Origin of the sequence: Pedobacter cryoconitis, assembly GCF_014200595.1 — a bacterium.
GTDB lineage: Bacteria > Bacteroidota > Bacteroidia > Sphingobacteriales > Sphingobacteriaceae > Pedobacter > Pedobacter cryoconitis_C.
Map to the genome: position 1 here is coordinate 2,092,473 of NZ_JACHCG010000001.1, position 25,072 is coordinate 2,117,544.

Consider the following 25,072-nt stretch of genomic DNA (forward strand, 5'->3'; position numbering starts at 1 on the left):
TGATCAAATTACCAACCTAAAAACCAATGACCAGGAACTACACAACCTTATTATTTTTATTCTGCCTCTCTATTTTTTTTACTTTACCTGCTGCCGCACAATCTCCAACAGGAACTATTAAAGGCTCGGTCATTGATTCTGCCACGAACAAACCGATCGACTTTATGACGATTGCCCTTAAAAGGGATAATGCTGTGATTAAAACCATGGTGGTTAATGCCTCAGGGAACTTTAGCTTTGAGAAGATCGCTCCGGGTAAGTACATTGTAACCGCAATTGCTATTGGCTATAATGCCAAAAACGTTTCAGTAACCCTCACCAACGGAGCTGCCGACTTAGGAAGCATCCTGATGGTTTCCCAATCCAATAATTTAAAGGAAGTTTCCGTTACCGCAGACCGCCCTTTGATTAAACAGGAAATTGACCGGATTAGCTATGATATCCAGGCAGATCCTGAAAGTAAAGGACTTACTGTGCTTGATATGATGCGTAAAGTACCATTGTTATCACTTGATGCCGATGATAATATCAAATTAAAAGGAAGTGGTAATTATAAGATACTGATTAATGGCAAGCCTTCTACCATGGTAGCCAGAAGCCCTAAGGATGTATTACGTAGTATGCCAGCTTCTTCTATTCTTAGAATAGAGGTAATTACTACGCCGCCTGCCAAATATGATAGTGAAGGCTTATCGGGTATTATCAATATCATTACTTCAAAGAAAATTGACAACGGCTATAATGGAAGTTTAAATTTACGTTATCAGGGGCCGGTTGGCGGACCTGGAATGGGAGGTTTCGTCACTGTTAAACAAGGTAAGTTTGGAATGACAGCTTATGGAGGAACTGGTTTTTACAGTTCACCACGAACAGAATCTTCTACGAACAGAACGACAACGGGAGATTTACCGACTACATTAATCAGTAATGGTACACGCAGATTTGATAACAATTACCGCTATGGTGGTGTAGAGTTAAGTTATGAAATTGACACTTTAAATTTGATCACTATGGAATTGAATCCTTATGGAGGTTATAATAAATCTTATACCAGCCAATTATTCAGTTTGACGGATGGCCATAACAATATTGGCTACAACCAGCAAGGTACAAACAGATACGGATGGAATGGTTTTGATGCGACACTGAATTATCAATTAGGTTTTAAAGGCCATAAAGATCGTCTGCTGACTTTTTCTTATAAAAACGGCAATTCGGGAAATCCGCTGGAAAACCACCTGATTTTTCTGGACAGAGCTAATTTTACTGATCCGGACTTCAACCAGAAAAACAATAGCCGAACCAAGGAGCAAACGTTGCAACTGGACTATATACATCCTTTAAAAAGTATTACTGTTGAAGGTGGGGTTAAAGGAATATTGAGAACAAACAAAAGTAATTTCGAATACGAAAGCCTGAACAGCGCTACGGGGGAATTTGAGACCGATCCTGCACGTACGAATAAGTTCAACAATGATCAGGACGTTATTGGTGCTTATAATTCTTATGCTTATAACCTGAAAGACTGGGGCTTTAAAGCCGGAATACGTGCTGAAGGTACCTTTGTAAAGGCAGACTTTATTAGCGCGGGGTCTAATGTGAATACGAATTATTTCAATCTGATCCCTACTTTATCAGTTAACCGCAAGTTTAAAGATCAGAGCAGTTTGAATTTCGGCTACACGCAAAGAATAGAAAGACCGGGTATTGATAATTTAAACCCTTTTGTAGACCGTTCTAATCCTAATTTCTGGACTACAGGTAACCCTGATCTGAAAGCTGTACTGAGTAATAATTTTGAACTGACTTACAGTAAGTTTAAAAAAGGATCAATAAACGTAGGGTTAAGTTACAGATTTGCAAATAATACGATTCAGAACGTTGCAGTTTACAATGAGGAGGATAAAATTACCAGATCTACGTTTTTTAATATAGGTAAAGATAAAGCATTGAGTACTAATCTGAATATTAACTACCCGATTACTCCGAAATGGAATGTTGCGATGAATGGAAACATTGGCTATATCTGGATCCAGGGTGCTATTGACGGACAGCTGACTAAAAATGATGGATTAACAGGACGTGCTTATATCAATACAGGTTACAAATTTGAGCATGGATGGAAAGCAAATGCAAGCGCGACATTTGAAGCACCAGAGATCCAGTTACAGGGGCAAACCAGTGCATTTTTCTTCTCTTCTTTTAGCGGAAGTAAAGAAATCATCAAAGATAAGCTCACACTCTCTGCTGGTATCAATAACGTCTTTTCAAAATTCAGATACTACACCAATACTACACAGGGAGCTAATTTTACACAAAACTACCGTTCCCAAAATTATAACCGGGCTTTTAACGTGAGTTTGAACTGGCGTTTCGGAAAATTAAAGGATGCAATTAAAAAGAACCAGCGTGGCATTGATAACAGTGATGTAAAGAAAAGCAGTACTTCGGGAAGTTAATTGCTATAAATTTAAATCAATTCACTGGCTTGACTGTTGTTCTGTAAAAGACAATCTATAAATTGCCCGTGCTCAATAAAGGTTCATTATGGCCTGAAAAGAGGCAGGATTGTACGGAATATTAGAATGACAAACAAGAAAGAACAAACATTTACAGGCTTCGTTAAAGTACGCGGAGCACGCGAACATAATCTTAAAAATATAGATCTGGAAATCCCCCGTGATGCATTAGTTGTATTCACGGGTGTTTCTGGTTCCGGCAAGTCTTCCTTAGCTTTCGGCACCTTGTATGCTGAGGCACAACGCCGTTATCTGGAATCGGTATCTCCTTATGCCAGAAGACTATTTAATCAGATGGCTATTCCTGAAGTGGATGAAATAGAAGGCCTGCCTCCAGCTATTGCTTTACAACAGCAACGCGGGTCTGGAACTACACGTTCTTCTGTGGGCAGTGTAACTACTTTATCCAATTTACTGAGAATGTTGTATTCCAGAGCCGGAGATTATCCGGACGGACAGTCTATTATCTATGCCGAGGCATTTTCTCCCAATACGCCCGAAGGAGCGTGTCCGGAATGCCATGGTTTAGGCAGAGTCTATGAAGTTACGGAGAAATCCATGGTCCCTGATGATTCGCTGACGATCCGGGAGCGTGCTATTGCAGCATGGCCTGCTGCTTGGTTAGGTCAGAATTTCAGAGATATCCTGACCACATTGGGTTATAATGTAGATGTGCCCTGGCGTGATCTTCCAAAAAAAGAACGGGATTGGATCCTGTTTACGGAAGAAAAACCGGTAGTACCTGTTTATGCCGGATTTAATCCGGCACAGGTGAAAGAGGCACTTCAAAATAAACTGGAGCCCAGTTATATGGGGACTTTCACTGGTGCTAAAAAATATGTGCTCCATACTTTTGCTAATACGCAGAGCCAGCTGATGAAAAAGAGAGTGTCAAAGTATATGCTGAGTGGCGAATGTCCGTTATGTCACGGTAAGCGTTTACGCCAGGAATCTCTCTCCGTGAAATTCGCGGGTCTGGATATTGCGGAAATGTCCAGGGTTACGCTTTCCCGCTTGAATGAGATTTTTAGCCCCTATGCGGAAGAAAAAGCCACACGTTTAACTAAAGCTGAAAAGGAGCATCCTGAAAAAGGTATGGTCAGACAGCGGATTGCTCAGGATCTGGTTGCCCGTATCGGCGTTATGCTGGATCTGGGCCTTGGATATCTGAATTTGGAAAGAAGTACGCCTACACTTTCACCAGGAGAGTTGCAACGTTTAAGATTAGCGACACAGGTACGCTCTAATCTTTTCGGTGTTGTTTATGTATTAGATGAACCTTCCGCGGGATTACATCCCGCAGATACTGAAGCGTTGCTTAGAGCGCTGGATAGATTAAAGGATTCAGGAAATTCACTTTTTGTTGTGGAACATGAAGTTGATGTGATCCGGCATGCCGACTGGATAGTAGATGTAGGGCCTTTTGCGGGTGAAAAAGGAGGGCATGTTTTGTATAGCGGACCACCTGAAGGCCTTCGTGAAGTTGAAGATTCTCAGACCAGAAATTATATTTTTGGAGAAGAGCGTATCATCCCGCGAACAACCAGAACACCTAAAACATGGCTTCGTTTAGAAAATGTTACCCGTAACAATCTCAATAATTTAGCTGTTTCTTTTCCGCTGGGTGTATTTACGAGTGTAACGGGAATTTCAGGTTCAGGGAAAAGCAGTTTAGTAAGCCAGGCCTTAGTTGAACTGGTGGCTGGTGGGCTGGGACAGCAGGCAGACCTCAATGCAGAAGAAGAAACAGAGACACTGGAGACCACTAAAGTGCTCACGATAGACGGAAAGATAACGGAAGGAATGGAAGCGATCAAACGCCTGGTCCGTGTAGATCAGAAACCTATAGGCAGAACCCCAAGGTCAAACCTGGCTACCTATACCGGGTTATTTGACCAGGTCAGAAAGCTTTTTGCAGCAACCGAAATGGCAAAAAGCCGCCGTTATGATGCAGGACGTTTTTCATTCAATGTAGTGAAAGGCCGATGTCCGCATTGCGAGGGAGAAGGGTTTGTAATGGTTGAATTGTTATTTTTACCTAGTGTATATGCACCTTGCCCAACTTGCAAGGGAACAAGATATAATCCCAAAACACTGGAAATAAAATATAAAGAAAAGAATATTGCTGATGTACTGGGGATGACTGTAGACGCTGCCTGTGAGTTTTTTAGTGCAGACCCGCAGGTATTCCGTGCATTAGACGTGGTGAGGCAGGTTGGTTTAGGCTATTTGAGATTAGGGCAGCCGGCAACGGAGCTTTCTGGCGGTGAAGCACAGCGAATTAAACTCGCTACCGAACTCCAGCGTGTTCAGCATGGCAATACCCTCTATATTCTGGATGAACCAACTACCGGGCTGCATCCATCCGACGTAGAAAAATTAATGGTACAGCTGGATAAACTTGTGGAACAAGGAAACACGGTTGTTGTGGTGGAGCATGATATGCATGTTATCGCAGCAAGCGATTGGGTAATTGATATTGGCCCTGAAGCAGGCGAAAAAGGAGGGATGGTTGTCGCTTCCGGCCCTCCGGCATTGGTTGCGAAGTCGAAAAATAGCCGTACTGCACCTTATTTGAATAAATTTTATAATCCTGAACACACATGGAAAAGCCCGAGGCCACTATAAGAATGAGATTACCGCTCCCAATGGGTAAAGCGTTGTTTGCAGGGGTATTGTTATTTATCGGATTTGTGGCTACCTTGATTTTATCTTTTGAATATCAAAATCAGCTGGAAGAGTTCATTGGAATAAACCTTGCTCAAATATCAATTGTTACAATAATGATAGTAATGGTTATTCCGTGGGTAATTATTGCCTGGGTGCTGCTCAGAAGATTTGCACATTATGGCCTTTTAAGCTTATACAATGATTATTTAACGATTACCAGTATAGAAAGTAGAAAACTCATTAAGAAATACCCTGCAAATGTAATTGCTTTTGTAAAAATACAGCACCTGTCTTATAGTTTTACTTTTAAGGATGATTATAGTTTCAATAGTATTAACATGTCTGTAGATCGGAATTGTGAAAATCAGCTGCTGGAATTCAATCCTGTTTTTCACGCTTTCATCCAGCGAAATCAAATACCTATACAAGAAGGAGTAGTGCTGTAATTTTAAGAATGCATTAAATCAATTTAAATGGAAACTAACGATATGATACCGGCAGATTTGCAAAAACTGTTTGATCAAAAAGAAACGGCTTATAAAAATTTTCAGTCATTTTCGGCTTCCTCTAAAAGGATCATCCTGGAATGGATACTGAAAGCAAAAAAGACGGAAACAAGAGAAAAAAGAATAGTACATACCGTTGAGCTTGCAGAAAGAAACATAAAAGCTAATCATTAATCACTGATAAACACCTGATTTTAAACATGGCCGGATATTTGATTCCTTTATCAACGAGTGGATTTTTTAATCGAGCTGCTCACTGCCTATCTTATGTTTAAATGTTTTGTTTTCCTCTCTCTGCTTAGTATTTCCTTATTTAGCGCTAATCACATATTTGCTCAGACCCATGAAATTAACAGGCTTGAATCGGGTCTTCCGTTAGTCAAAGACAGTCTGAAATATGTAGATGTACTAAACCGGATAGCGATGTTATCTCATATGGATTATCGTGACTCCTGTAAGTTTTATGCACGGAAAGCTAAAGCGATTGCTATCAGGCTTAATTATAGTAAGGGGATAGCGGACGCTTCGAACTGCGAAGCTATAGCTAATGTTTCAGTCAACAATTACCTCTCCGCAAAATATTTCAATGAGGCGCTCAGGATTTATAAATCAATTAATGATCAGGAAAATGTATGCCAGGTGCTCATGAATATTGGTTTACTGATGGATGTAGATAAAGATGAAAAAGCAGCCTTAAGGTATATTTACCAGGCTTATGACAAGAGTAAATCACTGAAACACGATTCGATCCGTTCACTGATCATCAGCAATATTATGTCTGTAGATCAGAATCTTAGCCAGAAAAAACTGGCTCAGTTACTTCAGGAGGGCCGGGCAATAGCCGAAAAATACAAAGACGAAAGATTACTCTTGTTTTATGAAGGGGCACGGGGAATGCAGCTTTATAATGCTGGAGAAAAACAAAAAGGAATAGCTATACAGACTAAAATACTGCACAAAGCAGATAGTTTAGGACTTCAAAATACAAAGGTAGAAGCCTATATTGGTTTAGGTGATACTTTTCTTGACTCTGAGAATGCGGAGATCGGTCTTGATTATTATAAAAAAGGATTAGATACTTCCAGAAAATATGGCTATCCGGAACTTTATTTGTTATTCGCAGAACGGCTGTATAATTTTTACAAATCGCATAACCAGAAGGACAGCGCTTACTATTATATGTCGCTTTTACTTGATAAACGTGACATCATTAGTAAAGTGACCAATAAGTCCGGATATAACTACATGAACTTTGCATTGAACGAGAATGAGAATAAACAACTCAAACTGAAAGAAAATTCAAGTCTTAAGATAATTGCTCTGCTGGGTTGCTTGTTTGCCTTAAGTGTGGCTTTGTTGTTTTTGATTTACCGCTCCTTAAGGATTAAAAGACAATATGGAGAAGTACAGCATGAATTACATGAAACCGCATTAAAGCAAAATACAGAACTTCAGCAAACCAACCATTTTAATACGATGCTGATTTCTGTCATTGCCCACGACATCAGACAACCTTTCAGCACGATCGTTATGCTTTCCAGCGTCTTCAATACTGATGTTGATTTGTTAACTGAACAGGAGAAACTGGAGATCATGGCAGAATTGAGTGAAACTTCACAAAAAAGCCTTTCTTTTATGGACGGGTTGCTGGAATGGATTAAATCTCAGAAAAGTGGCTTCAAATATCAGCCTTCAAGGCTTTTGCTTAACGAGTTGATTGCTGAAGCAAATTCTTTCTTTAAAATAGCCCAGGCTAAAAAGAATATCCAGCTGGTTATGGATATTCCAGTGCAAACTGCAGTACTTGCTCATCAGCATATGTTACTTTTTATCATTCGGAATGTGCTGAACAATGCGACCAGATATTCTCCGGCAGAAGGAATTATTCACATCTCCAGTTATTCAAAAGATCAGCAGATCGTAATTGCCATCAAGGATCAGGGGCCGGGAATGAGTCAGGATAAGGTAGACCAGCTTTTCAAATCAAATGCAAGTGACTGGGAAAATACAAACGATCAGGGAGCTGGCCTTGCGCTAAGTATTTCTTATGAAATGGCGTTGATGATGGGTATAAAAATATATGCTACAAGTAAAATAGGAGATGGAACTACTTTTTATATCTCCAGAATACAAAAAGATTTAGCGTAAACTCCTGACTTGAAGATGAATATTATCAAAAATAGGCTTTCAGCCTATTTTTGATTTTTTAATACCATATCAATAGTAATCGCTGCTGATAAAATAGCAACTTTATGTTTGCTTTGCGTATAATTGGGATCAATATGTACGTTATATTTATCAGCCTTCGTGAAAATCTCCCGCATTGCACCAGCCCATTTTTTACTGATCGTACCTATTTCAGCTTCATTGTTGTCTTTGATCTGGAATGACCAGGCTTTCCAATCTCCTTTAATCTCAGCGATTAATTGACCTGAAGTATCTAAAATTCTGAAAGTTGGCTTAAATAATTTAAACTTCTGCTGAATAGAAGCCAGTTCATTTCCATCGGGATCACTGACTACAATTTTTGACATGAAAAATTTCCAGCCTCTGGAAATAGTAGCCTGTAATTCATCATCATTGTTTACAATTTCCAGCTTAAATGGTAAAGCAGGTTTACCGATTAAAAGTGTCAGGACTTTTTGTCCAAATGATAAGGTCTGTTTGACCGCACCAATATTTTCACCAGTTTCATTGAATATATTATAAACGTTCGCGAACTTGAAAAAATGTACTTTTTCATCAATAAAATAATCGTGACCGTTAAAGAAATCTGTCTTACTCATAAATTTGCTTTAATAATGATCGGCTAATTTGTATCAAATAATTGGAAATTTATAATTAATGATAATAATTATCACGCGAATTGTAACTAATCCGGTAATTAGTTATCTTAATTACAAAATATAAAAGCACACAGTATGAACTTTTTATGCAATATAATATGGATTATTTTTGGTGGAATATTTATTTTCTTTGAATATATAATAGGAGGGCTGCTTCTTTGTCTTACCATCATAGGAATCCCGTTCGGACTTCAATGTTTTAAATTTGCCATAGTCGGACTGGCACCGTTTGGCGTTAAGATCACGGATACTTCATCAAACACGGGCTGCCTGTCAACTGTTATGAATATTATCTGGTTCTTTTGCGGTGGTGTGTGGATTGCACTGACACACTTATTTTTTGGAATACTTTTATGCATCACTATTGTAGGTATCCCATTCGGAAGACAACATTTCAAATTGATGAACCTGGCATTTTCACCATTCGGAAAATCTATCAGTTAACGACAAAATTATTCTGCCTGATTGCAAAGTAGTTAGTGTTTTTCTTCAAAAAAAATGCATTTCAGATTTGCGACTTCTGATTTTTTCTCCTATCCTTGCGACCCTTAACAGGAATGCATCCATAGCTCAGCTGGATAGAGCAACGGTTTTCTAAACCGTAGGTCATAGGTTCGAATCCTATTGGGTGTACGCAAAAGCTCTTAACTTAATTGTCAGGAGCTTTTTTGTTTTGGCTTTTGGCGTTAAATATAATTGCATTCAATTATATTCCTATTTCTGTCGGATTAACCATTCTGATAACTTGTCGATGTTGCTTTCCCCAATCTATTAAATTTTCCACAATAGGGTATAAAGACTTGCAATAATCCGTCAGCATATATTCTACAGTTTTCGGAAAATCAGGATCTTCAATTCTTATGACCAATTTGTTGAGTTCCATCAATTGCAAATCCCTGGAGAGCATAGTAAATGTTATACCCGGTATATTTCGTGCGATGTCACGATAACGACGTAAACCATTGTATAAAGCTATGATAATAGGCATACGCCATTTGCCACTTAATACATAAAGTGCATCCTGGGCATACTTGATTTCTTCCTGGTTTTTAATCGTACAGATATACGGTTTCTCTTTATTTTCTTCATCTACCATGTGCTATGGTCTGTTATAGCATTTCCAAAAATTAAAAATGCAGCTTTTACCTTTACTAAAAGTAACCATAAAAATAGGAACAAGAATCTTAACAATAAAAAAATGACGCAGATTAGTACAGTAAAATTTAAAGAGAATGAATATCAAATGTTACATTTCAACATCAAGGACGGTGTAGCAAATATAACCTTAGACAATGCCCCCGTAAATGCATTGAGTGGCAAGCTGATAATAGAATTAAAACAGGTACTCAATAATTTATCTACTGATAAGAACGTTAAAGTGATCATATTCGACAGTATAAATCCTGATTTTTTCATCGCTCATGTAGATATTAATATTTTGGAAGAACAGGCTATACTAGAAGAATTAGGCAAAGCTGCACCACAAGGGCTAAACATCTTCCAGGCAGTTGGCGAAATGCTCAGAGAACAACCTCAAATAACAATTGTAAAATTGAAAGGTATAGCACGTGGTGGTGGCGCCGAATTTGTTGCAGCTGCTGATATGAGTTTTGCCTCTTTGGAAAAAGGAAAATTGTCTCAATGTGAAGCGCTGATGGGTATTATTCCCGGAGGTGGGGCTACACAATACCTTTCTTCGAAAATGACCCGTGGCCGTGCTTTAGAAGTTATTTTAGGTGCCGATTTATTCGACGCTACTACTGCCGAACGTTATGGCTGGATTAATCGTGCCATACCGGATGCGGAAATAGACACATTTGTAGATCGCCTGGCTCAAAATATTGCAAACTTACCTGACGGTGTAATAGAAACAACAAAAAAAGTATTGTCACCGATCAGAAACGTACAAGGTTTTCAATTGGAAAATGATGGTTGGGCTGCGTTGGTGTTTAATCCGGAAACAGCACGAATCATGAAAGGAGCCATTCAAAATGGGGCACAGACAGTAGAGGGTGAATTAAAGCTCGAAGGGATTCTTAGAGCTTTGAATAAATAATCCTTACAGATATTTATATACAGACCAGACGTGATATTCCAAAATGGAACTTCAAGTCTGGTCATTGTTTTAATTGTTATTTCACTACAGTTGCCTCCATTTCAACTGTTAAGGTTGCAAAAAGACCTTTCACTTCAATTAAGGTAGTCGCCTGTTTAATACCGTGCTTAGTAATCCACTCCTGGTACAGGTCAATGCAGTTGCTGAAAAATTCTGTTGTCGAGGTGGTAAAAATATTCAATCTCACGATACCCCCGCATTCATAACCCGATTCTGTGATTAATTGCTCCAGATTTTCAGTGGTTTGGATAAATTGTTCTCTCATGCTACCATTGCTTGGTATCCCATTAGCATCTATGGCCACCTGTCCGGAACAATAAAGCGTACCTTCAGGTTGTTTGATTTCTACTGCTTGTACAGAGTTAGTTCTTTCGCCCCATTTCCAGGGATCAATTGTTCGCTTTTCCATTTAATTTTTTATGTAATGATGATTTATATTTTAATTACACAAAAATCAGCGTCGCAGTTGACAACCTTATGTCAGGGGTACAAAACGATTAATAATATTTATCAAAATATTCTTGCAGGGTCATTTTATGGGGGCTAAATTTTTCGTCGAGTATTTCCAGCCTTTTAATTCTATCTAACCGGAAGTATCTAAAGTCATTGCGTAACCGGCACCAGGCAACTAATAACCAATTCTCTGTGGTACTGAGTAAAGCAAAAGGCTCTATCAATCTTTCACTATCCTGATTAGCTTCGTTGAGATATCCGATTTTTACCACCGAATAATTTGTAAGGGCAAATTGCAGATCAGAAAGATTATTGCTGTTTTTTTCACTGTTAATATTTTGATTAAATCGGGTACGTTCTGCAAGCAGATTGGCTTTGTCTTTTACTTTATGTCCTAATACTGCTTTAATCTTTTCAATAGCTTCAACATAATCTTTAACAAATGAGGCATCTTTATTCTTTAATACTAACTGTTCGGCAAGAATTAATGCGTTGGCCTGTTTTTCGGTAAACATGACCGGTGGAACTCTATAGCCCTCCATCAAAGTATAACCTTTACCGTCTTCTGTCAAAACGGGTACGCCTGACTGCTCCAATGCCTTGATATCCCTGTAAATAGTCCTGATACTTACAGCAAACTTTTTAGCCAGCTCTGGTGCGGTCATTATTCGTTTTGTTTGAAGCTGGGTCAAAATTGCGGTCAGTCGGGAAAGGCGATTAGTGTCGTTGTTGTTCATTATTTAATGATCGTCAAAATTGCCACATTGCTTTAGTGCTCAATCAAAACAATTGGCCTGATGCAAATTCGCTTTTGAACATGATACCAAATGTAAGCATAAAAGCTAAAAAGGCTTTTGCTGAGCATTTCTTTTGCGGATAGCTTCATCGGTTTTCAGTACAAGCATCTCTAATCCAAATTTTATAGCATTGGCTTGAACTTCTTCAATAAAAGGACGAAAATTAGTATTGTAATCCTGAAATGCCAATTCAAAATTCCCGTTGTGTTTCTGCATAGCATCAGCTAATGCGCCAGCTCCATCAATTGCCAACGATCCACCCATCCCAGCAGCTGGCGAAGCACAATAGCCTGCATCACCTACCAATGCCACTCTTCCTTTAGTCCACGAGAGCATTTTTATCTGACATAATTTATCGAAGTAAAAAGTTTCTGTATGCTTTACTTCTTCCAGTAATTCTGCGATTCTCCAGCCTTGCCCGGCAAATTGTTCTAAAATGATTTTTCTTTGTTGCGCTTCATCACGATAATCGTAAGGAATTTCTTTTTCTGAAGAGAAGCAGAGCACAATATCAGTTTTATTGTTGTAGGCATTAAGCATAACTGCTTTATAGGGCACATTGTACATTTGTCCTGTATTTTGTCTGATCAACAGTTTATTTACGATTGTTATAGAAAAATACTGTCCAAGAGAATGTAAGTATTCATCTTCATGACCAAACCAAATCCGCCTTACAGCGGAATGTAAACCGTCACAGCCAATGACCAGGTCAAATTCATGTTGCGGCCCGTTTTTAAGCGTAACTTGTAGACCATCTTTTGTTTCTTTTAGTGCTGTAATACTATTATTGAAAATAAATTCTACCTCATTTTTTACGGCATCAAATAGAATATCCAGTAAGATATCCCGCTCAATTTCAAATTCATCGTCAGTGAGTTCTTCAACCTCTTGTTTCATAGGTATTGAACCTTCAGTAATATCATTGGAGTTTTTAAATTCCATAACCTCCATGTTCAATCTGTTAGCTTTAATTGGCTCAAAAATCCCCATACGCTTAACAATGTCTACTGTATTTTCGCGAATATTCACAGGCGTACCTCCTTTGCGAAGTTCATTTGCAATTTCAACTACAGTAACTTTGTAACCTGATTTGTTCATCCAATATGCGGTGGAGAGTCCGGCAAAACTTGCACCCGAAATGAGTACCTTTTTTTCTTTTAATGTTTCCATTTTTTATACGGGTTTATTTGTCGACGTAAAGAAAAGCCGTATAACAGGAATAAAAAATGCCTATACAAAGTAAGTATTGGACTAATCGAAGTTTTTGTTACGGAAGGTCAATGCAGTCATCCCTGTAACATTGGCAAACAGCCTTGAAAAATAGGGGTAATCATCATAACCCAATTCTATAGCAATTTCATTTACAGATTTATCAGAATGATAAAGCAAACGTTTTGCCTCTAAAATTATACGTTGATGTATATGATGTGAAACGGAATAACCTGTTGTCTTTTTGACACATTCGTTTAGGTAAGGTGTAGATAGGTGTAGTTTTTGGGCATATTGAGCCGGGCGTTTAAGCGTAGTATAATTACCTTCCAATAAGCCCCTGAAGTCTTTGGTAACAATTTCAAACCGTGAAAATTTGTCTGTCGGTTTAGTTTGTGCTAAATATTGTGAGAGCACCAGCGCGACCAGTGCGTTACAACTATCTTTTAATAATGAATGATATAGTTTGTCGCTTTTCCGTTTAGAAAATTGAACAGCCATTGATACTGCTTCTGAAATAAGGAAAAACGTTTCTTCATTCAGCACTAATGGTTTTACGGGTGTAATGGCTTCCAGTACTTCCAGATATTCAGGATTCAGGCTTTCATTGTCCATTGCCCAGCTGCTAACGGTCACATTTTCTAATGCGATGATACGATGTACCTGATCGGGGTGAAGGTAGATGAAAGACGACTGGTTAATTTCGTACTTTTGAAAATCAATTTCCAGGTGAACTGTTCCCTCTTCAAGTAAGAAAAAGGAATGCCTGTCTTCCCGATGTGATTGATTTGCAATTTCAAGCTCTTTTGAAGTTGCGTTATCTAAAGTGGGCAAACTTTTAAAAGACACCTTTTCAATAGCAATGCCTGCGTCAAAATTATCAGTCATCGTATTTACAGGGATGGATTTACTTTGTTTGCGCATCGCTCTCGATTGAAAATGAAAGGTATTAAATTATTTTTTCAATGCTATACAATATTTAGTTCATTCTGACGCTTTAGTATATGAGAGCGTTAATTTAGATAAGCGGAAATGGTCTTCGATCATTTCCGCTTTCTTTTTGTATTATGCTATAACCGCATATATAGGTAAGCTAAACCAAAAAGTACTACCTGCCCCAAATTCACTTTCTACCCCGATTTTTCCCTGATGTCTTGCTATAATTTCGGCACATAGATAAAGGCCAATACCAAAACCCGAAATAATATCATCATTGACAACCCTGTAAAAGCGATCGAACAGTTTATCCTTATCTTGTGGCTTAATTCCTCTTCCCTGATCTTTAACTTCAACTAATAACTCGCCATTTTTAATTTTATTACTAACCAGAACCTGACTTCCTTCGGGTGAATATTTTACGGCATTACTCACAAAGTTATGGATGACCTGACCTACTTTATCCCGGTCAGCATTTAAAATTACTGATTCAGCTTCAGTGAAAATCACCTGATGACTGAATATGGTAGAACGTGCTTCTTCATCTGCCTCCTTAAAAAGAGAGGTGATATCAAAATTCTTTTTCTCTATATGAATTTTACCAGAATCTAAACGGGAAACGTTCAAAAAGCCGTTGATCATTGTAATCATTTTTTTAATCTGGCTATTTGCTTTATCATGCATCAGTATTGAAGTACTTTCCTGTGCTTTTTTAGCTCTTTGCTCTAAAATCTGCAAATAGCCTTTCAGAGAGGTCAGCGGCGTTTTAAGTTCATGACTTACCATCGAAATAAAATCATTTTTACGCTGCTCATCTTGCTTTTGCTCGGTAATATCTATGATCGCTCCGGAAAAGTAGATTTCCCCATCTGCTGTATATTGATTGAGTTTTCCAACTGCTCTTACCCAGCGTAACTGCTGATCATGAAATCCAGTTAATGAATATTCTATAAAATAATCTTCTCCCTTAACAAATGCAGCTTCGACAGCTGCGAGTACGCGTTCCCGGTGCTCTTCTGAAATCTGTACTACAGCAGCATCATAAGGCATTTCTTCCTCAGGATAATAGCCAAAGATCTCTTTTAAGCGGGGAGAGGCTACCATGACACGGGTAGTCTGATTGATTACAAAAGTGCCAATTTTAGCCGCTTCTACAGAAAAGCGAAGCATATCTTCTGCTTTTTGCACTTCTTTTTTTGAATCTACCTGCCGGGTTACATCAGTTGCTACAATCAGAATTCCGGTAATAACTTCCTTATCATCCTTAATGGCCTGATAAGTTATATTAAAATATCCCTCCACAAGCTGACCATTCCGATTTACAATAGCCTTGGTTTCATTAAAAACATGGGTTATTCCAGTGGTATATACATCATCAAGCAGCTTTAAAAAAGGTTGTCCTTCTAATTCCGGTATAGCATCAGCAAAACGCTTTTGAACTATATCTGCCGGTTTACTGATGATACCAAGCATGGTATCATTTACGGATTCAATAATCATTTCTCTGCCGTTACAAACCATAATACCCGCAGTTGCCTGCTGTAATATTCCACGGAACCTGGATTCACTTCTATTCAGGTGCCCATTTACTTCTATCAGATAATCCTGAGAACTAATCAGATCTTCGTTTGAAGCTGTTAGTTCTTCATTGATTACCGCCAATTCTTCATTCATTTCTGTTTCCCGCAACCGGCTCGCTATCTTTTCACTGACATCAGTGCCTACAACGATTACCCCGGTTACATTGCCCAATTCATCTTTGAGCGCTTTATAAGTAACATCAAAATATTTCTCTTTCACTATGCCCTGGTCGAGTACAGGTGCTTTAACTCCCAATCCTATATGATCTTTCCCTGATTCCAAAACATTCCTGATTACTTTAAGGTAGGGGTGAGCAATCAGTTCCGGTCTTGCGGTTAATATAGGCTTTCCAATAATTTCAGCAGTCCTGCCCAGCATATTAAGCATAAAAGCATTAGCCTGTTCAATAATCAATTCAGGCCCGCTATAAATAGAAATCGCTACCGGAGCCTGTTCAATAAGTTCACGAAAACGATGCTCACTCTTTTTCAGGTTCCCGTTCAGCAGCTGCAAATGTTCTCTGGATTCATTCAGTTCTTCGTTGATTACGGTGAGTTCTTCATTGATACTTTGCATCTCTTCACGATGTTGCATCAATTCGTCATTAATCATTTGTTGTTTACCAATTTCTTCTAGTGCCGACAACCTCAATTCCAGCTGATCCATAACAGCTGAAGCAAGTCCTTTTAAGATTATTTCTTCCTGTTTAGAAAATGTACGGGGTTGTTGATCAATGATACATAAGGTTCCAATCAAAAAGCCATCATGTGTAATCAGTGGTGCGCCTGCATAAAATCTTAAGCCAAAGTCTCCTGCAACATTCGGATTTGCAATCAGACATGGTTCTTTTAAAGCATCTTCAAATATTGTTGGCTCCGGATTCAAAACAGCCAGTGCACAAAGGCTCTTGCCCCGGTTTGCCTCTTTAGCTTTCCCCATGCCTGCATTAGCCTTGAAGAACACCCTTTCAGCATCAACCAATGATATCAAAGAAATTGGAACATTAAATATTTGTGTACATAAACGTGCAATATTGTCAAAGGAAGCCTCAGAAGGGCTATCCATAATCCTGTATCGTTTAAGTGCTAAGAGCCTTTCGGAATCATTATCCGGAATAATATCCATTCCGAAAGTATTTTCAATCATTTGATTCTTTTAAAGAGGTTAAGAAAGTTTGTAAATATAAGTTATTCACAGAATAATACCTGCTACATGTTATTTACCGGTATAGATTCCTGAATCAAATCCGGACTTGAACAGTTTAAAATCTTTTTTCACCTTTTGTGCATATTTAAAGGCATAGTCAATTAGTTCTTTCTGCCAATTTGTACGGGTACCGAATTCAATAAGCTCATCAGCAATAGCAGATCCTTTTCTACCTGAACTTCTGATATGAGCAGATGCAGTTAATGCAGCCATATCATCAATTACCTGAAAAATATCTCTATACTGATCCTGAATCAGCCTGAACTTGATTTTATCTTCAGAAGGCTGCATTTCTTTGACCACAAAAGAATCACCCTTGAATACAGTGTGACTTAACAGTGAACAAGGCATATGCTGAGAAAGTTCCTGTGCAAACACCACACGTTCTGATTCAGTTTGCCAATCAGGTTGCGATGCTTTAATATAAGGAGTTAGTGCACTTGGTTGTGATTGTTTCATATCTACAATCAGGTATTTCCCTTTTTTAAGGACGTTTTCTAATAAAAACATATAGCGTTTAGTACCCACACTACCAGTGCCGGCAAGACGAAAGACCACATCCCGGACTTTATAATTATAAGGGCTCTTGCTGTGGTTATTGATCCAGTCTGTTAAATGTTCAACTAACTCTTTTCTAAGCTCTTTATCTACCTCAAAATGTCTTTCATCTGCCAGGGATAGTACCAGTCTCCGTTTTCTGACTTCAGTACGTTTATCTAACAGACGGCTCTGTTTACGCTTGGATACCGCCATCAGAAAAGTACATATAATACCTTTGGCAATTCTTGGTTCAATAGCAAGCGCTTTCCCCCTGGCTAAAACAGCAGCATAATTTTTCAAAAAGACATTTGCCATATTCATTGCTTTAAGATCTTCCAGTTCTAAAAAATCAAAGCAAAGGAAAATGCTGGTCAGCATTCTGACCAATTCAAACGCTACCGGTGCAAGGAGTGCTTCATCAAAATCATTCAGATCAAAATAAACCTGTCCGTCATCGGCTTTATAACTTCCAAAGTTCTCTACGTGAAGATCCCCGCATATCCAGCTCAAAGGAGAACTGGGCATTGATTTCCAAAGTGATAAATCCTGATAAAAGATTTCACAGGTTCCTCTAAAAAACCGGAAGGCACTTTCAGTCATTGCCTGGTATTTGAGTTGTACCATATCAGCAAGCATGCCTTTATTGGAGGCAATAATTCGTTCGGATAAATTCATATCTGGGGCAGTGTAGTATTAGATTTCATATTGAGCGACTAGATTGGCGCTATAACCTATAATAAGACAAATGGTTTTAATTTTGGAGTGTTTTATCACATTTTATTATTAAACATCAAATTATCTCCAGGTGCAGGTATATGATATTATATTTGTTTTTTATTCCATTATGTCAGTTTCAAAAGCTTCAATTTCTGATTTATCAGCGCTATTAAACTTAGTCAATACTACTTATCGTGGTGAAACTTCTACCAAAGGATGGACATCTGAAATTCTTCTATTAGCGGGTGATATCCGGATTGATGAAGAAATATTAACTGATTACCTTATAAATCCGGCCGTTTCAGTATTAAAGTATATGAATTCCGAAAATCAGCTAATTGGCTGCGTTTACCTGGAACAGAAAGAAGAAAATCTTTACTTAGGTATGCTCGCAGTTAATCCCGGATCTCAGGATGGTGGTATCGGAAGATTGTTATTGCAAAGTGCTGAAGAACATGCCAGACAACTTATCTGCAATAAGATCAATATAACTGTTATTGAAGACAGAACAGAACTTATTGCCTGGTACCAAAGAAGGGGATATGTAATCACAGGTAAAAAGTTCCCTTTTCCTGTTGAATATCATAAATATGGCAAACCGTTAAAAGAAATTATTCTGATTGAAATGGAAAATAATCTCAAATAATAGAACATGAACAGCACTCTTTATTTCGCGTAATATTATATTTGCCATTTAATTGAGCCTCGCTATTAGAGCGATCAGCATATGGCTGATTTTGACAAACGCAACATGACTACTATACAAGACTTACAATCCCTTTATAATCAAGGTGAATTATCAAAATGCCTGGAATCTTTGAATCCTTTTTTACTGGTAAATCCAGATAGCATTGAAGCGCTGCTGCTTAAAGCTAAATGCGAATATCAGCTAGCCAGTCAAAGTTTTAATACTGAGCGAAATGATATATCATTATATACAACTGCTTATCATAGTTTTGAATATGTTTTAAAAATTCAGCCAACACACGAGGAAGCAATGTTATATGCTGCTTACATCAATATTTTTGTGACGCAGGATAATTTACCAGAAGCACAGGTTTACTGTGATATCCTCGTTCTTTCAGAAAATGAAGATACCAGGTTAAAAGCAATCGGTTATCGCCGCCAGGTTAATTTTATGCTGGGCAATATGGAACTGGTTCTGGAAGATATAGAACTGATGATCAGTCATTATAAAGCATTATTTCCTGAGAACAGAAGTATTCTGGATAAGGAATTAAGCTTATTGTATCTGGAAAAAACTAACATTTATCTATGGCATAAAGAAGATGCTTTGAAGGTGTTCCAAACTTTCAGGGAGGGTAAAGCATATCCACATCAAAATTATCTGACTCATAATGCTGTTGCACTGCTTGCTTTAGATTACCAGCGATTGGAACTGGCTGGAGAAGCTGCTTTTATGGCTTTTACTTATAGCGATGATCAGCCGAATCAAGAGTTGATTGACTTGTATCACAGAATCAATGGCCTGAGTGACAAAAGCAAGTTAAATAAGCTTTTAGTGCATAGTTTAATACTTGCTCTGAGAAGATTTTCAAAGCAGCTAAAGGCAGATGAGGTAGAAATATTAAGTCTTTCTCTTAGTTATATGAAGATTTACCCTGACTGGGATGTGCCTTATCATTTTGCAGGTACATTTTTGTTTGATGAGCAAAAATATAAAGAGGCTTTACCTTATCTGAAGAAAAGTTTAGAATTAGGGGGCATGGCACGTGGGCTTCGACGCTATATTGACGCCCATTTTCGTGTTACAGGACAACTACCAAATATCGGGTCTCTGCCTGCTGATTCTCCTGAGGCCTATTATGCTGCTGGCTGTGATTTTTATTATGAATCTATTCCAAAAATCTGGACTGAAGAACTTGCTGAAGAATTACAAGAACTTAAAATCAAGTTTTATGAGGTTTCTTATCAAGGTTTTTATGAATATTTTTATACGAATGCCGGTGAAAGTTTAGCTAACGAAACCCACACATTTGCGATGTGCTGTAATAACTATGGCATAGCACTTACTGAAATTGGAAATTTTGAAAAGGCAACTGAGGTACATTCTATTGGGTATTCCCTTTCTCCATTTTGGGAGCAACTGAATAGTTGGGGAACAGCACTTAAAGGATTGGAGAAATATGAAGAGGCGATAAAAATATTCGAAGCAGCTTCAGCTTATAACGGTGATTACCTGTCATTTTCGGATTATTTAAGGATAAAGGCAGAGATATTAGATATGACTTATAAACTGGGGCTTGATGAAGATACTTATGAAATTCTAGATGCGATAACTAAAGAATATGATTCTTTTCTGGAACTTAACATAAATGAACTTACAGAAGATCATTTATTTGAACTAAGCGAACAATATATTATTATCCAGAATGTCCGACACGATTTACTGAGTAAAGGGAGTCCGGAAGACGCAATTAAAGCCTGGCAAAATGAGCTGGTTAAAAACCCTGATGATAATTCTGCATGGTTTATGCTGATGCAGGAATATTATATAATTAAGGATTATAATCAATGTATTGCTTGTGCGGATAACTATCAATCGGTAAAAAAAGATGCAATCCAGGATACATCACGGTGTAAAATCCATTATATGCGCGGATTATCTTATATGAACCTGGGTAATTATGAGAAAGCAATTGTAGATTTAAATGCTTTAATTGCACCGTTAAAAATAGTTTATCCTGACAATGAATATGAATTGAGCAGGGCCTATATTCATTTGGCTGATTGTTATTTTACGTTAAAGAAGTGGGATAATTGTAATGAGGTTGCTTTTGAGGCGATCCAATGTTATATCAGAAATAACTGGGGCTGGGATGATGAACTATTGAAAGTTAAATTACAATATGCAGATGCTTTATATACCACAGGATCTAAAGGTGAAGCTCTGGAAAATATAAAGAATATTCTAGAGGCATACCCTGCAAACGCAGATGCTCTTCAAAGAAAAAAGAACTGGAAAACAGGATTGTTCTCTTTTTTAAAGTTTTAAATAACTGATTCTTTTAGCCAGTCCTATTGATCAGATTTTAACTGCTGGACTGGCTATACAATTTATTTCTTTGTATGTGACTGATTACAAAGTTTCTTTATAAATTGGGAGAAAATTGGATTTAGGATCGGTTAACGAACCCTATTAAAGTCATGAAAGAAAGTGAAATAAAAACAATCTGGGCGGTACCCAAATACTTACCTTATGTTCAACCAGAGTTAACAAACGAGATTTTATCTGATGCTGAAAAACAACTAGGGTACAAGCTTCCTAAAGCTTACATTGAATTACTAAAGATTCAAAACGGTGGGTATACACGTTTTACATTGAGCGGAGATACCGGACAGCTCTTTGGAATAGGCCCTCAATTTCCTTCGATAATAGCTAACAGTCTTGCAGACTATACAGGTACAGTGAGTTATGAACTCCATGGACTTATCCCATTTGATGGCGACGGACATTGGTACATTTGTTTTGATTATAGAAGCGGTAGCGCTGATCCTGAAATTACTTTTATTGATCTGGAATGTGACGAGGAAGAAGTCATTGCTGACAGTTTTAATGCGTATCTTGGTTTACTTGAAATAGATGTAAACAATGTGTATGTAATTGATACAGAATCAGTAATAGAGGAAACTTTAAAAGAGATTTCAAAGATTACAAATATTGAATTTGAGAAACCTGATTTCTATAATTATGGATATGCAGATTACAAAGGTGGGTATAAAGATGGCCTTATCTGGGTAAGCCCTAATCAGGTACCTGATAGTTTTATTCGGGAAGAAGATGAAAATTATGAACAATTAAAACCTGCTGTTGTGACTACTTCTTTAAGATACCCTGAACTATCAGAAAGTTGTTTATTGATCAGTTTTTCTGATAATAATATCAGAAAAGAGTTTATTAAAGTATTAACAGATAGTTCGATTAAGCTACAGGAGTTAGAGGATTTATTGGATTTTGATTAACAATTTTGATTAACAATTTTGATTTATAGGGATACTATTCTCATAGCGTACATGAAAGAGGATTGATACCTATCAGGAAAGTCTTTCAATTTTCTTCTGGAATTTTTCGGTGTATTTATTCCAGGTGGATTCTTGTTGTTTGTTATCATATAGTTTTTTGGCATAATGATATACTTCTTCACGGAAATGAAAACCCCAGATTTGTTCTATGTAGTCAATGCCTGAGTCCAATGCTTTTAAAAGTACTGTGATTTTAGAAACCTTAGCAATTTCACAGTATTTGTCCAGCCATAATCCACGTCCCAGTTTCACGTAGTCTACTAATAATTCTTCTGTGATGAACCGTTCAGGCACATTATCCATTTCCGAGTCATTATAATGGATGACCTCTTTGATTAGTGATTTATCCAGATAGGCTGTTGGGATAGACGATATGTTTGTTTCATGTTTGGCTGCCAGATAGCAAAGATCTTTAGTAATCAAATGTTCTGGAATATATTTAAGATTGATACCTTTCTTTTCTATTTCCTGCTCGCAAATGCTTTGGGTCAGGAAGGTATCCGAAAAATAAGAGAAGCAAAAGGCCCCGTATTTTTCATATACTCTTTTAAAGAAGTATTCTGTTTTAATGGCTTCTGGAATACGTTTTAAGTTGCCCCAGTATTTAACCGCTTTTAATAACCAGTAGGCTTCATCTTTAATTGGTAATTGGGCTGCTTTGTTGAAGACGTACTCGCCTTCATTCAGATCGAATATCAATTCTTCAAAGGCAGGGGTAGGGTTGTCTAAGAGCTTCGTTAAATTGGGAGAGCATAACCAGTCTTCACCAGTTTCTTCATCTTCATAACAGGCATTTTCTGACGGGTATTCACCAGTTTTATCATTGTAATAAAATAAATCAGCTTTATAATTATTCAGATGGGTATAGTGATCGTTGATAATCAGTACGGGAGAGGTAACGGTTGAATCACATTTGAGATATCCGTGGTTGTAATGACTGATAAAAACTTCTTCGGTGGTTATATTTCCTTTGATATACGTAGTAGATCCGCCAGCGACAAAACTTTGACAGGTCACCTGACCAGATACATATAAAAATGCACCATAGTCGCCTTCTTCATTAAGGATAGATCCTTTTACGGACAGATTTCCAAAAATGAGTATTCCTTCTACAAGTTCATCAGATTTTTGAGCTTGTAAACCAGGAAACTGTTTAATCCAGTTTTGATCATTGCTCTTCCAGCCCAGATCAATATCCAGTCTTAAATGTTCTGGAAAATCCACATCACCATTACTGACAACGAAAATAGCTTCTTCTTCAAATTCTTCACCTTGACAGGGAAAAATGTTTCCCCAGGATTTAGTGAAGTGATCAATGGTCAGGAGTTCTTTGAATGTTGTAAAATAGAAGTTATTCATTATCTAAAAGCACTTATAGTTTTATATCGCCGATTCTTTAATTGTATTGTCCAGCCATAGTTCATACCAACTCAAAAAGGAGATTTTCCCTGTATTTTCAAGTTCTACAGATGGATATATACCGCCATCATTGACACGATCATCTGTCCATATATTACCTTTTTCTTCACCATTGACAATCAGGCTGATTGTAATTCCACATCCATAATCTGAAATATTTAATCTGCCATAATCATTCTGAGGTAGGTTAATAAGTGCCGATTTTTTCGTCAGCAGTTGTTCTTCTAATTCTTCATTTCCGTCTTCATAAGCTTGCTCTATTTTTTCATCCAGTGCGGCAAGCTCTTTTTCAACGTTCCAGCTATCGGTATAGGGAAATGGCTTTGAAAGCTCAAAATAACTATGCTGAGCTTTCTCTGAATTATCAAAATACATAATCCGGCTGTCTATTAAAGTATTTAAGCCATGAAATGGGCCTGCTCCACCATCTCCAAGTGTGGTTAAGAAAGCAATGTATTCTTTCGGCAGGCTTACCTGATACTCATCCTCAAATTGTTTGATACGATCAAGTGTAAGCGGTGGATTTAATACGTATTTATGGTTCTCGGCACCAAACTGTTTAAATTCGGAATCAAATTCTTTTAACTGAATCAGTTTGCCTTTAATTCTTTCTATTTGTTCGTCCATTCAAACGTATCTATGATGGTTTTCTGATAGCAACTATTTCTTCAACTAGTTTAGGATAGCGCTTATGATATCCTGCACCACTTTCAGTTTCTCTGTTCATTTCTTCGAAATCATCATAATGAACTACATCAGGATATAATTCAGAAACAGCATCACTGATTTCAGATTCATCCTCATTATCGTGATTGATACTGTAAGCTTCGTCAGCTACATACAATAATCCTTCTGCCCAGTCACCACCAATGCTAAAGTCAAAATCTGGGGATAAAAATGTATTAAGATCTGTTTTTAATCCTTCGAAGAACTCTTTCCCTTTTAACAACAACCAGCATCTGAAGTAAATAAATCCATCGCCAGAAATAGAATCATCAAAGGTAATTACACCATTTTCATTTTTAAAATCGTTATCCAGGATAACATATAGCTCTGCAATTTCTGCGGTATAGAGTTCATGAAGTTTTTCCTGCAAACACTTCTCAAATAAGATTAGTCGCTGTTTTCCGCTTTTAGAGAGTAGTTCTGTCAGATTTTCTATATGTTCGTCAGGGTCATAATCTTCCCAGTTTGAGTTTCTGTATTTATTTGATTTCCGAATAGATTCCCAAAAAAACAGATCTGCTACTTCACCTTCTGAAAGCTCTTCCTTAACTGGAATATCAGCGTTATCATTCAACTCCACATAACCTGATTTGGTTTTCTGTGCGATTAGTTTAGCCGTTTCTGCCTCACATTCTGCCTCTGTGGTAAATTCTTTGAGTAACTCACGACCTTTTGTGCCTACTTTACCAAATGTTATAGCTTGAGTCTTATTTTCTGTAGTTATATTCCAAAATTTATTAGAGTTATTGTCCTGGTTTACAAATCTTCTGGTCATAGCTTGTTAAAT

21 protein-coding genes and 1 tRNA gene are annotated in these 25,072 nt (G+C 37.6%); 11 read left to right on the forward strand and 11 right to left on the reverse strand.

What is annotated here, in order from left to right; translation table 11 throughout:
* Positions 1-26 precede the first annotated feature (26 nt).
* The 5 genes from HDE70_RS08695 (at position 27) to HDE70_RS08715 (ending at position 7,843) form a co-directional block, all read left to right on the forward strand.
* Positions 27-2,459: an outer membrane beta-barrel protein gene (locus HDE70_RS08695; protein WP_183889424.1), complete on the forward strand. Its 2,433-nt coding sequence runs from the start codon at positions 27-29 to the stop codon at positions 2,457-2,459.
* Positions 2,460-2,585: 126 nt separating this feature from the next.
* Positions 2,586-5,147, forward strand: a complete 2,562-nt coding sequence (gene uvrA, locus HDE70_RS08700; protein ID WP_183889426.1) for an excinuclease ABC subunit UvrA — start codon at positions 2,586-2,588, stop codon at positions 5,145-5,147.
* A complete protein-coding gene (locus HDE70_RS08705; protein WP_183867163.1) occupies positions 5,123-5,635 on the forward strand; it encodes a hypothetical protein in 513 nt (170 codons plus the stop codon). Before uvrA ends, HDE70_RS08705 begins: the two co-directional genes overlap by 25 nt.
* Before the next feature lie 27 nt (positions 5,636-5,662).
* Positions 5,663-5,869 carry a YdeI/OmpD-associated family protein gene (locus HDE70_RS08710; RefSeq protein ID WP_183889428.1) on the forward strand — a complete coding sequence of 69 codons (207 nt, stop codon included), beginning with the start codon at positions 5,663-5,665 and terminating at the stop codon, positions 5,867-5,869.
* Positions 5,870-5,962: 93 nt separating this feature from the next.
* Positions 5,963-7,843, forward strand: coding sequence for a sensor histidine kinase (locus HDE70_RS08715; protein WP_183889430.1), 1,881 nt, complete (start codon positions 5,963-5,965; stop codon positions 7,841-7,843).
* A 44-nt stretch (positions 7,844-7,887) separates the two neighbouring features.
* Here the strand turns inward: HDE70_RS08715 and HDE70_RS08720 are convergent, their stop codons facing one another.
* Positions 7,888-8,481 (reverse strand): LURP-one-related/scramblase family protein, encoded by a 594-nt coding sequence (locus HDE70_RS08720; protein WP_183889432.1) that lies wholly within the window; start codon positions 8,479-8,481, stop codon positions 7,888-7,890.
* A gap of 135 nt (positions 8,482-8,616) precedes the next feature.
* Here HDE70_RS08720 and HDE70_RS08725 point away from each other — a divergent pair, with 135 nt between their 5' ends.
* Both HDE70_RS08725 and HDE70_RS08730 read left to right on the forward strand, forming a co-directional pair.
* The gene (locus HDE70_RS08725) at positions 8,617-8,985 is read left to right on the forward strand and encodes a YccF domain-containing protein (RefSeq protein ID WP_183889434.1); all 369 of its coding nucleotides are present in this window, start codon (positions 8,617-8,619) and stop codon (positions 8,983-8,985) included.
* A gap of 115 nt (positions 8,986-9,100) precedes the next feature.
* Positions 9,101-9,174 (forward strand) — tRNA-Arg (locus tag HDE70_RS08730).
* A gap of 73 nt (positions 9,175-9,247) precedes the next feature.
* Here the strand turns inward: HDE70_RS08730 and HDE70_RS08735 are convergent.
* On the reverse strand, positions 9,248-9,637 hold the full coding sequence (locus HDE70_RS08735) for a winged helix-turn-helix transcriptional regulator (protein WP_183867158.1): 390 nt from the start codon (positions 9,635-9,637) through the stop codon (positions 9,248-9,250).
* A gap of 102 nt (positions 9,638-9,739) precedes the next feature.
* Here HDE70_RS08735 and HDE70_RS08740 point away from each other — a divergent pair, with 102 nt between their 5' ends.
* Entirely contained in the window at positions 9,740-10,597 is an 858-nt protein-coding gene (locus tag HDE70_RS08740) for an enoyl-CoA hydratase/isomerase family protein (protein ID WP_221302023.1), read from the forward strand.
* A gap of 76 nt (positions 10,598-10,673) precedes the next feature.
* Here HDE70_RS08740 and HDE70_RS08745 read toward each other — a convergent pair whose 3' ends face one another.
* The 6 genes from HDE70_RS08745 to HDE70_RS08770 all read right to left on the reverse strand — a co-directional run bounded on the left by HDE70_RS08745 (position 10,674) and on the right by HDE70_RS08770 (position 18,054).
* Positions 10,674-11,066 (reverse strand): RidA family protein, encoded by a 393-nt coding sequence (locus tag HDE70_RS08745; RefSeq protein WP_183867157.1) that lies wholly within the window; start codon positions 11,064-11,066, stop codon positions 10,674-10,676.
* 88 nt (positions 11,067-11,154) lie between these two features.
* On the reverse strand, positions 11,155-11,847 hold the full coding sequence (locus tag HDE70_RS08750; RefSeq protein ID WP_183889436.1) for a helix-turn-helix transcriptional regulator: 693 nt from the start codon (positions 11,845-11,847) through the stop codon (positions 11,155-11,157).
* A 105-nt stretch (positions 11,848-11,952) separates the two neighbouring features.
* The gene (locus HDE70_RS08755; RefSeq protein ID WP_183889438.1) at positions 11,953-13,077 is read right to left on the reverse strand and encodes an FAD-dependent monooxygenase; all 1,125 of its coding nucleotides are present in this window, start codon (positions 13,075-13,077) and stop codon (positions 11,953-11,955) included.
* Positions 13,078-13,158: 81 nt separating this feature from the next.
* The gene (locus tag HDE70_RS08760) at positions 13,159-14,040 is read right to left on the reverse strand and encodes an AraC family transcriptional regulator (protein WP_183889439.1); all 882 of its coding nucleotides are present in this window, start codon (positions 14,038-14,040) and stop codon (positions 13,159-13,161) included.
* A 141-nt stretch (positions 14,041-14,181) separates the two neighbouring features.
* Positions 14,182-16,779 carry an ATP-binding protein gene (locus HDE70_RS08765; RefSeq protein ID WP_183889441.1) on the reverse strand — a complete coding sequence of 866 codons (2,598 nt, stop codon included), beginning with the start codon at positions 16,777-16,779 and terminating at the stop codon, positions 14,182-14,184.
* A gap of 69 nt (positions 16,780-16,848) precedes the next feature.
* Positions 16,849-18,054, reverse strand: a complete 1,206-nt coding sequence (locus HDE70_RS08770) for a DUF2252 domain-containing protein (RefSeq protein WP_183889443.1) — start codon at positions 18,052-18,054, stop codon at positions 16,849-16,851.
* Positions 18,055-18,223: 169 nt separating this feature from the next.
* On the opposite strand from HDE70_RS08770, the gene HDE70_RS08775 reads away from it, so the two are divergent.
* From HDE70_RS08775 to HDE70_RS08785, 3 genes are all read left to right on the forward strand, one after another.
* Positions 18,224-18,742 (forward strand): GNAT family N-acetyltransferase, encoded by a 519-nt coding sequence (locus HDE70_RS08775; protein WP_183889445.1) that lies wholly within the window; start codon positions 18,224-18,226, stop codon positions 18,740-18,742.
* Between the two features lie 105 nt (positions 18,743-18,847).
* Complete coding sequence (locus HDE70_RS08780; RefSeq protein ID WP_183889447.1) at positions 18,848-21,112, forward strand: tetratricopeptide repeat protein; 2,265 nt, start codon at positions 18,848-18,850, stop codon at positions 21,110-21,112.
* A 152-nt stretch (positions 21,113-21,264) separates the two neighbouring features.
* Entirely contained in the window at positions 21,265-22,080 is an 816-nt protein-coding gene (locus tag HDE70_RS08785; protein ID WP_183889449.1) for an SMI1/KNR4 family protein, read from the forward strand.
* Positions 22,081-22,152: 72 nt separating this feature from the next.
* On the opposite strand, the gene HDE70_RS08790 is transcribed toward HDE70_RS08785, so the two are convergent.
* From HDE70_RS08790 to HDE70_RS08800, 3 genes are read right to left on the reverse strand one after another with little or no spacing between them, the layout of a single operon-like run.
* Positions 22,153-23,499 (reverse strand): hypothetical protein, encoded by a 1,347-nt coding sequence (locus tag HDE70_RS08790; RefSeq protein ID WP_183867149.1) that lies wholly within the window; start codon positions 23,497-23,499, stop codon positions 22,153-22,155.
* A 21-nt stretch (positions 23,500-23,520) separates the two neighbouring features.
* Entirely contained in the window at positions 23,521-24,186 is a 666-nt protein-coding gene (locus HDE70_RS08795; RefSeq protein WP_183867148.1) for an SMI1/KNR4 family protein, read from the reverse strand.
* 10 nt (positions 24,187-24,196) lie between these two features.
* Positions 24,197-25,060 carry a WGR domain-containing protein gene (locus tag HDE70_RS08800; protein ID WP_183867147.1) on the reverse strand — a complete coding sequence of 288 codons (864 nt, stop codon included), beginning with the start codon at positions 25,058-25,060 and terminating at the stop codon, positions 24,197-24,199.
* Positions 25,061-25,072 lie beyond the last annotated feature (12 nt).

Bases quoted from the DNA above. Each gene is read 5' to 3' on its own strand.
- HDE70_RS08785 (WP_183889449.1), top strand. From the start codon at position 21,265: ATGAAAGAAAGTGAAATAAAAACAATCTGGGCGGTACCCAAATACTTA.
- HDE70_RS08750 (WP_183889436.1), bottom strand. From the start codon at position 11,847: ATGAACAACAACGACACTAATCGCCTTTCCCGACTGACCGCAATTTTG.
- uvrA (WP_183889426.1), top strand. From the start codon at position 2,586: ATGACAAACAAGAAAGAACAAACATTTACAGGCTTCGTTAAAGTACGC.
- HDE70_RS08790 (WP_183867149.1), bottom strand. From the start codon at position 23,499: ATGAATAACTTCTATTTTACAACATTCAAAGAACTCCTGACCATTGAT.
- HDE70_RS08710 (WP_183889428.1), top strand. From the start codon at position 5,663: ATGGAAACTAACGATATGATACCGGCAGATTTGCAAAAACTGTTTGAT.
- HDE70_RS08725 (WP_183889434.1), top strand. From the start codon at position 8,617: ATGAACTTTTTATGCAATATAATATGGATTATTTTTGGTGGAATATTT.
- HDE70_RS08800 (WP_183867147.1), bottom strand. From the start codon at position 25,060: ATGACCAGAAGATTTGTAAACCAGGACAATAACTCTAATAAATTTTGG.
- HDE70_RS08720 (WP_183889432.1), bottom strand. From the start codon at position 8,481: ATGAGTAAGACAGATTTCTTTAACGGTCACGATTATTTTATTGATGAA.
- HDE70_RS08795 (WP_183867148.1), bottom strand. From the start codon at position 24,186: ATGGACGAACAAATAGAAAGAATTAAAGGCAAACTGATTCAGTTAAAA.
- HDE70_RS08705 (WP_183867163.1), top strand. From the start codon at position 5,123: ATGGAAAAGCCCGAGGCCACTATAAGAATGAGATTACCGCTCCCAATG.
- HDE70_RS08695 (WP_183889424.1), top strand. From the start codon at position 27: ATGACCAGGAACTACACAACCTTATTATTTTTATTCTGCCTCTCTATT.
- HDE70_RS08765 (WP_183889441.1), bottom strand. From the start codon at position 16,779: ATGATTGAAAATACTTTCGGAATGGATATTATTCCGGATAATGATTCC.
- HDE70_RS08740 (WP_221302023.1), top strand. From the start codon at position 9,740: ATGACGCAGATTAGTACAGTAAAATTTAAAGAGAATGAATATCAAATG.
- HDE70_RS08760 (WP_183889439.1), bottom strand. From the start codon at position 14,040: ATGCGCAAACAAAGTAAATCCATCCCTGTAAATACGATGACTGATAAT.
- HDE70_RS08745 (WP_183867157.1), bottom strand. From the start codon at position 11,066: ATGGAAAAGCGAACAATTGATCCCTGGAAATGGGGCGAAAGAACTAAC.
- HDE70_RS08735 (WP_183867158.1), bottom strand. From the start codon at position 9,637: ATGGTAGATGAAGAAAATAAAGAGAAACCGTATATCTGTACGATTAAA.
- HDE70_RS08780 (WP_183889447.1), top strand. From the start codon at position 18,848: ATGACTACTATACAAGACTTACAATCCCTTTATAATCAAGGTGAATTA.
- HDE70_RS08775 (WP_183889445.1), top strand. From the start codon at position 18,224: ATGTCAGTTTCAAAAGCTTCAATTTCTGATTTATCAGCGCTATTAAAC.
- HDE70_RS08715 (WP_183889430.1), top strand. From the start codon at position 5,963: ATGTTTAAATGTTTTGTTTTCCTCTCTCTGCTTAGTATTTCCTTATTT.
- HDE70_RS08770 (WP_183889443.1), bottom strand. From the start codon at position 18,054: ATGAATTTATCCGAACGAATTATTGCCTCCAATAAAGGCATGCTTGCT.
- HDE70_RS08755 (WP_183889438.1), bottom strand. From the start codon at position 13,077: ATGGAAACATTAAAAGAAAAAAAGGTACTCATTTCGGGTGCAAGTTTT.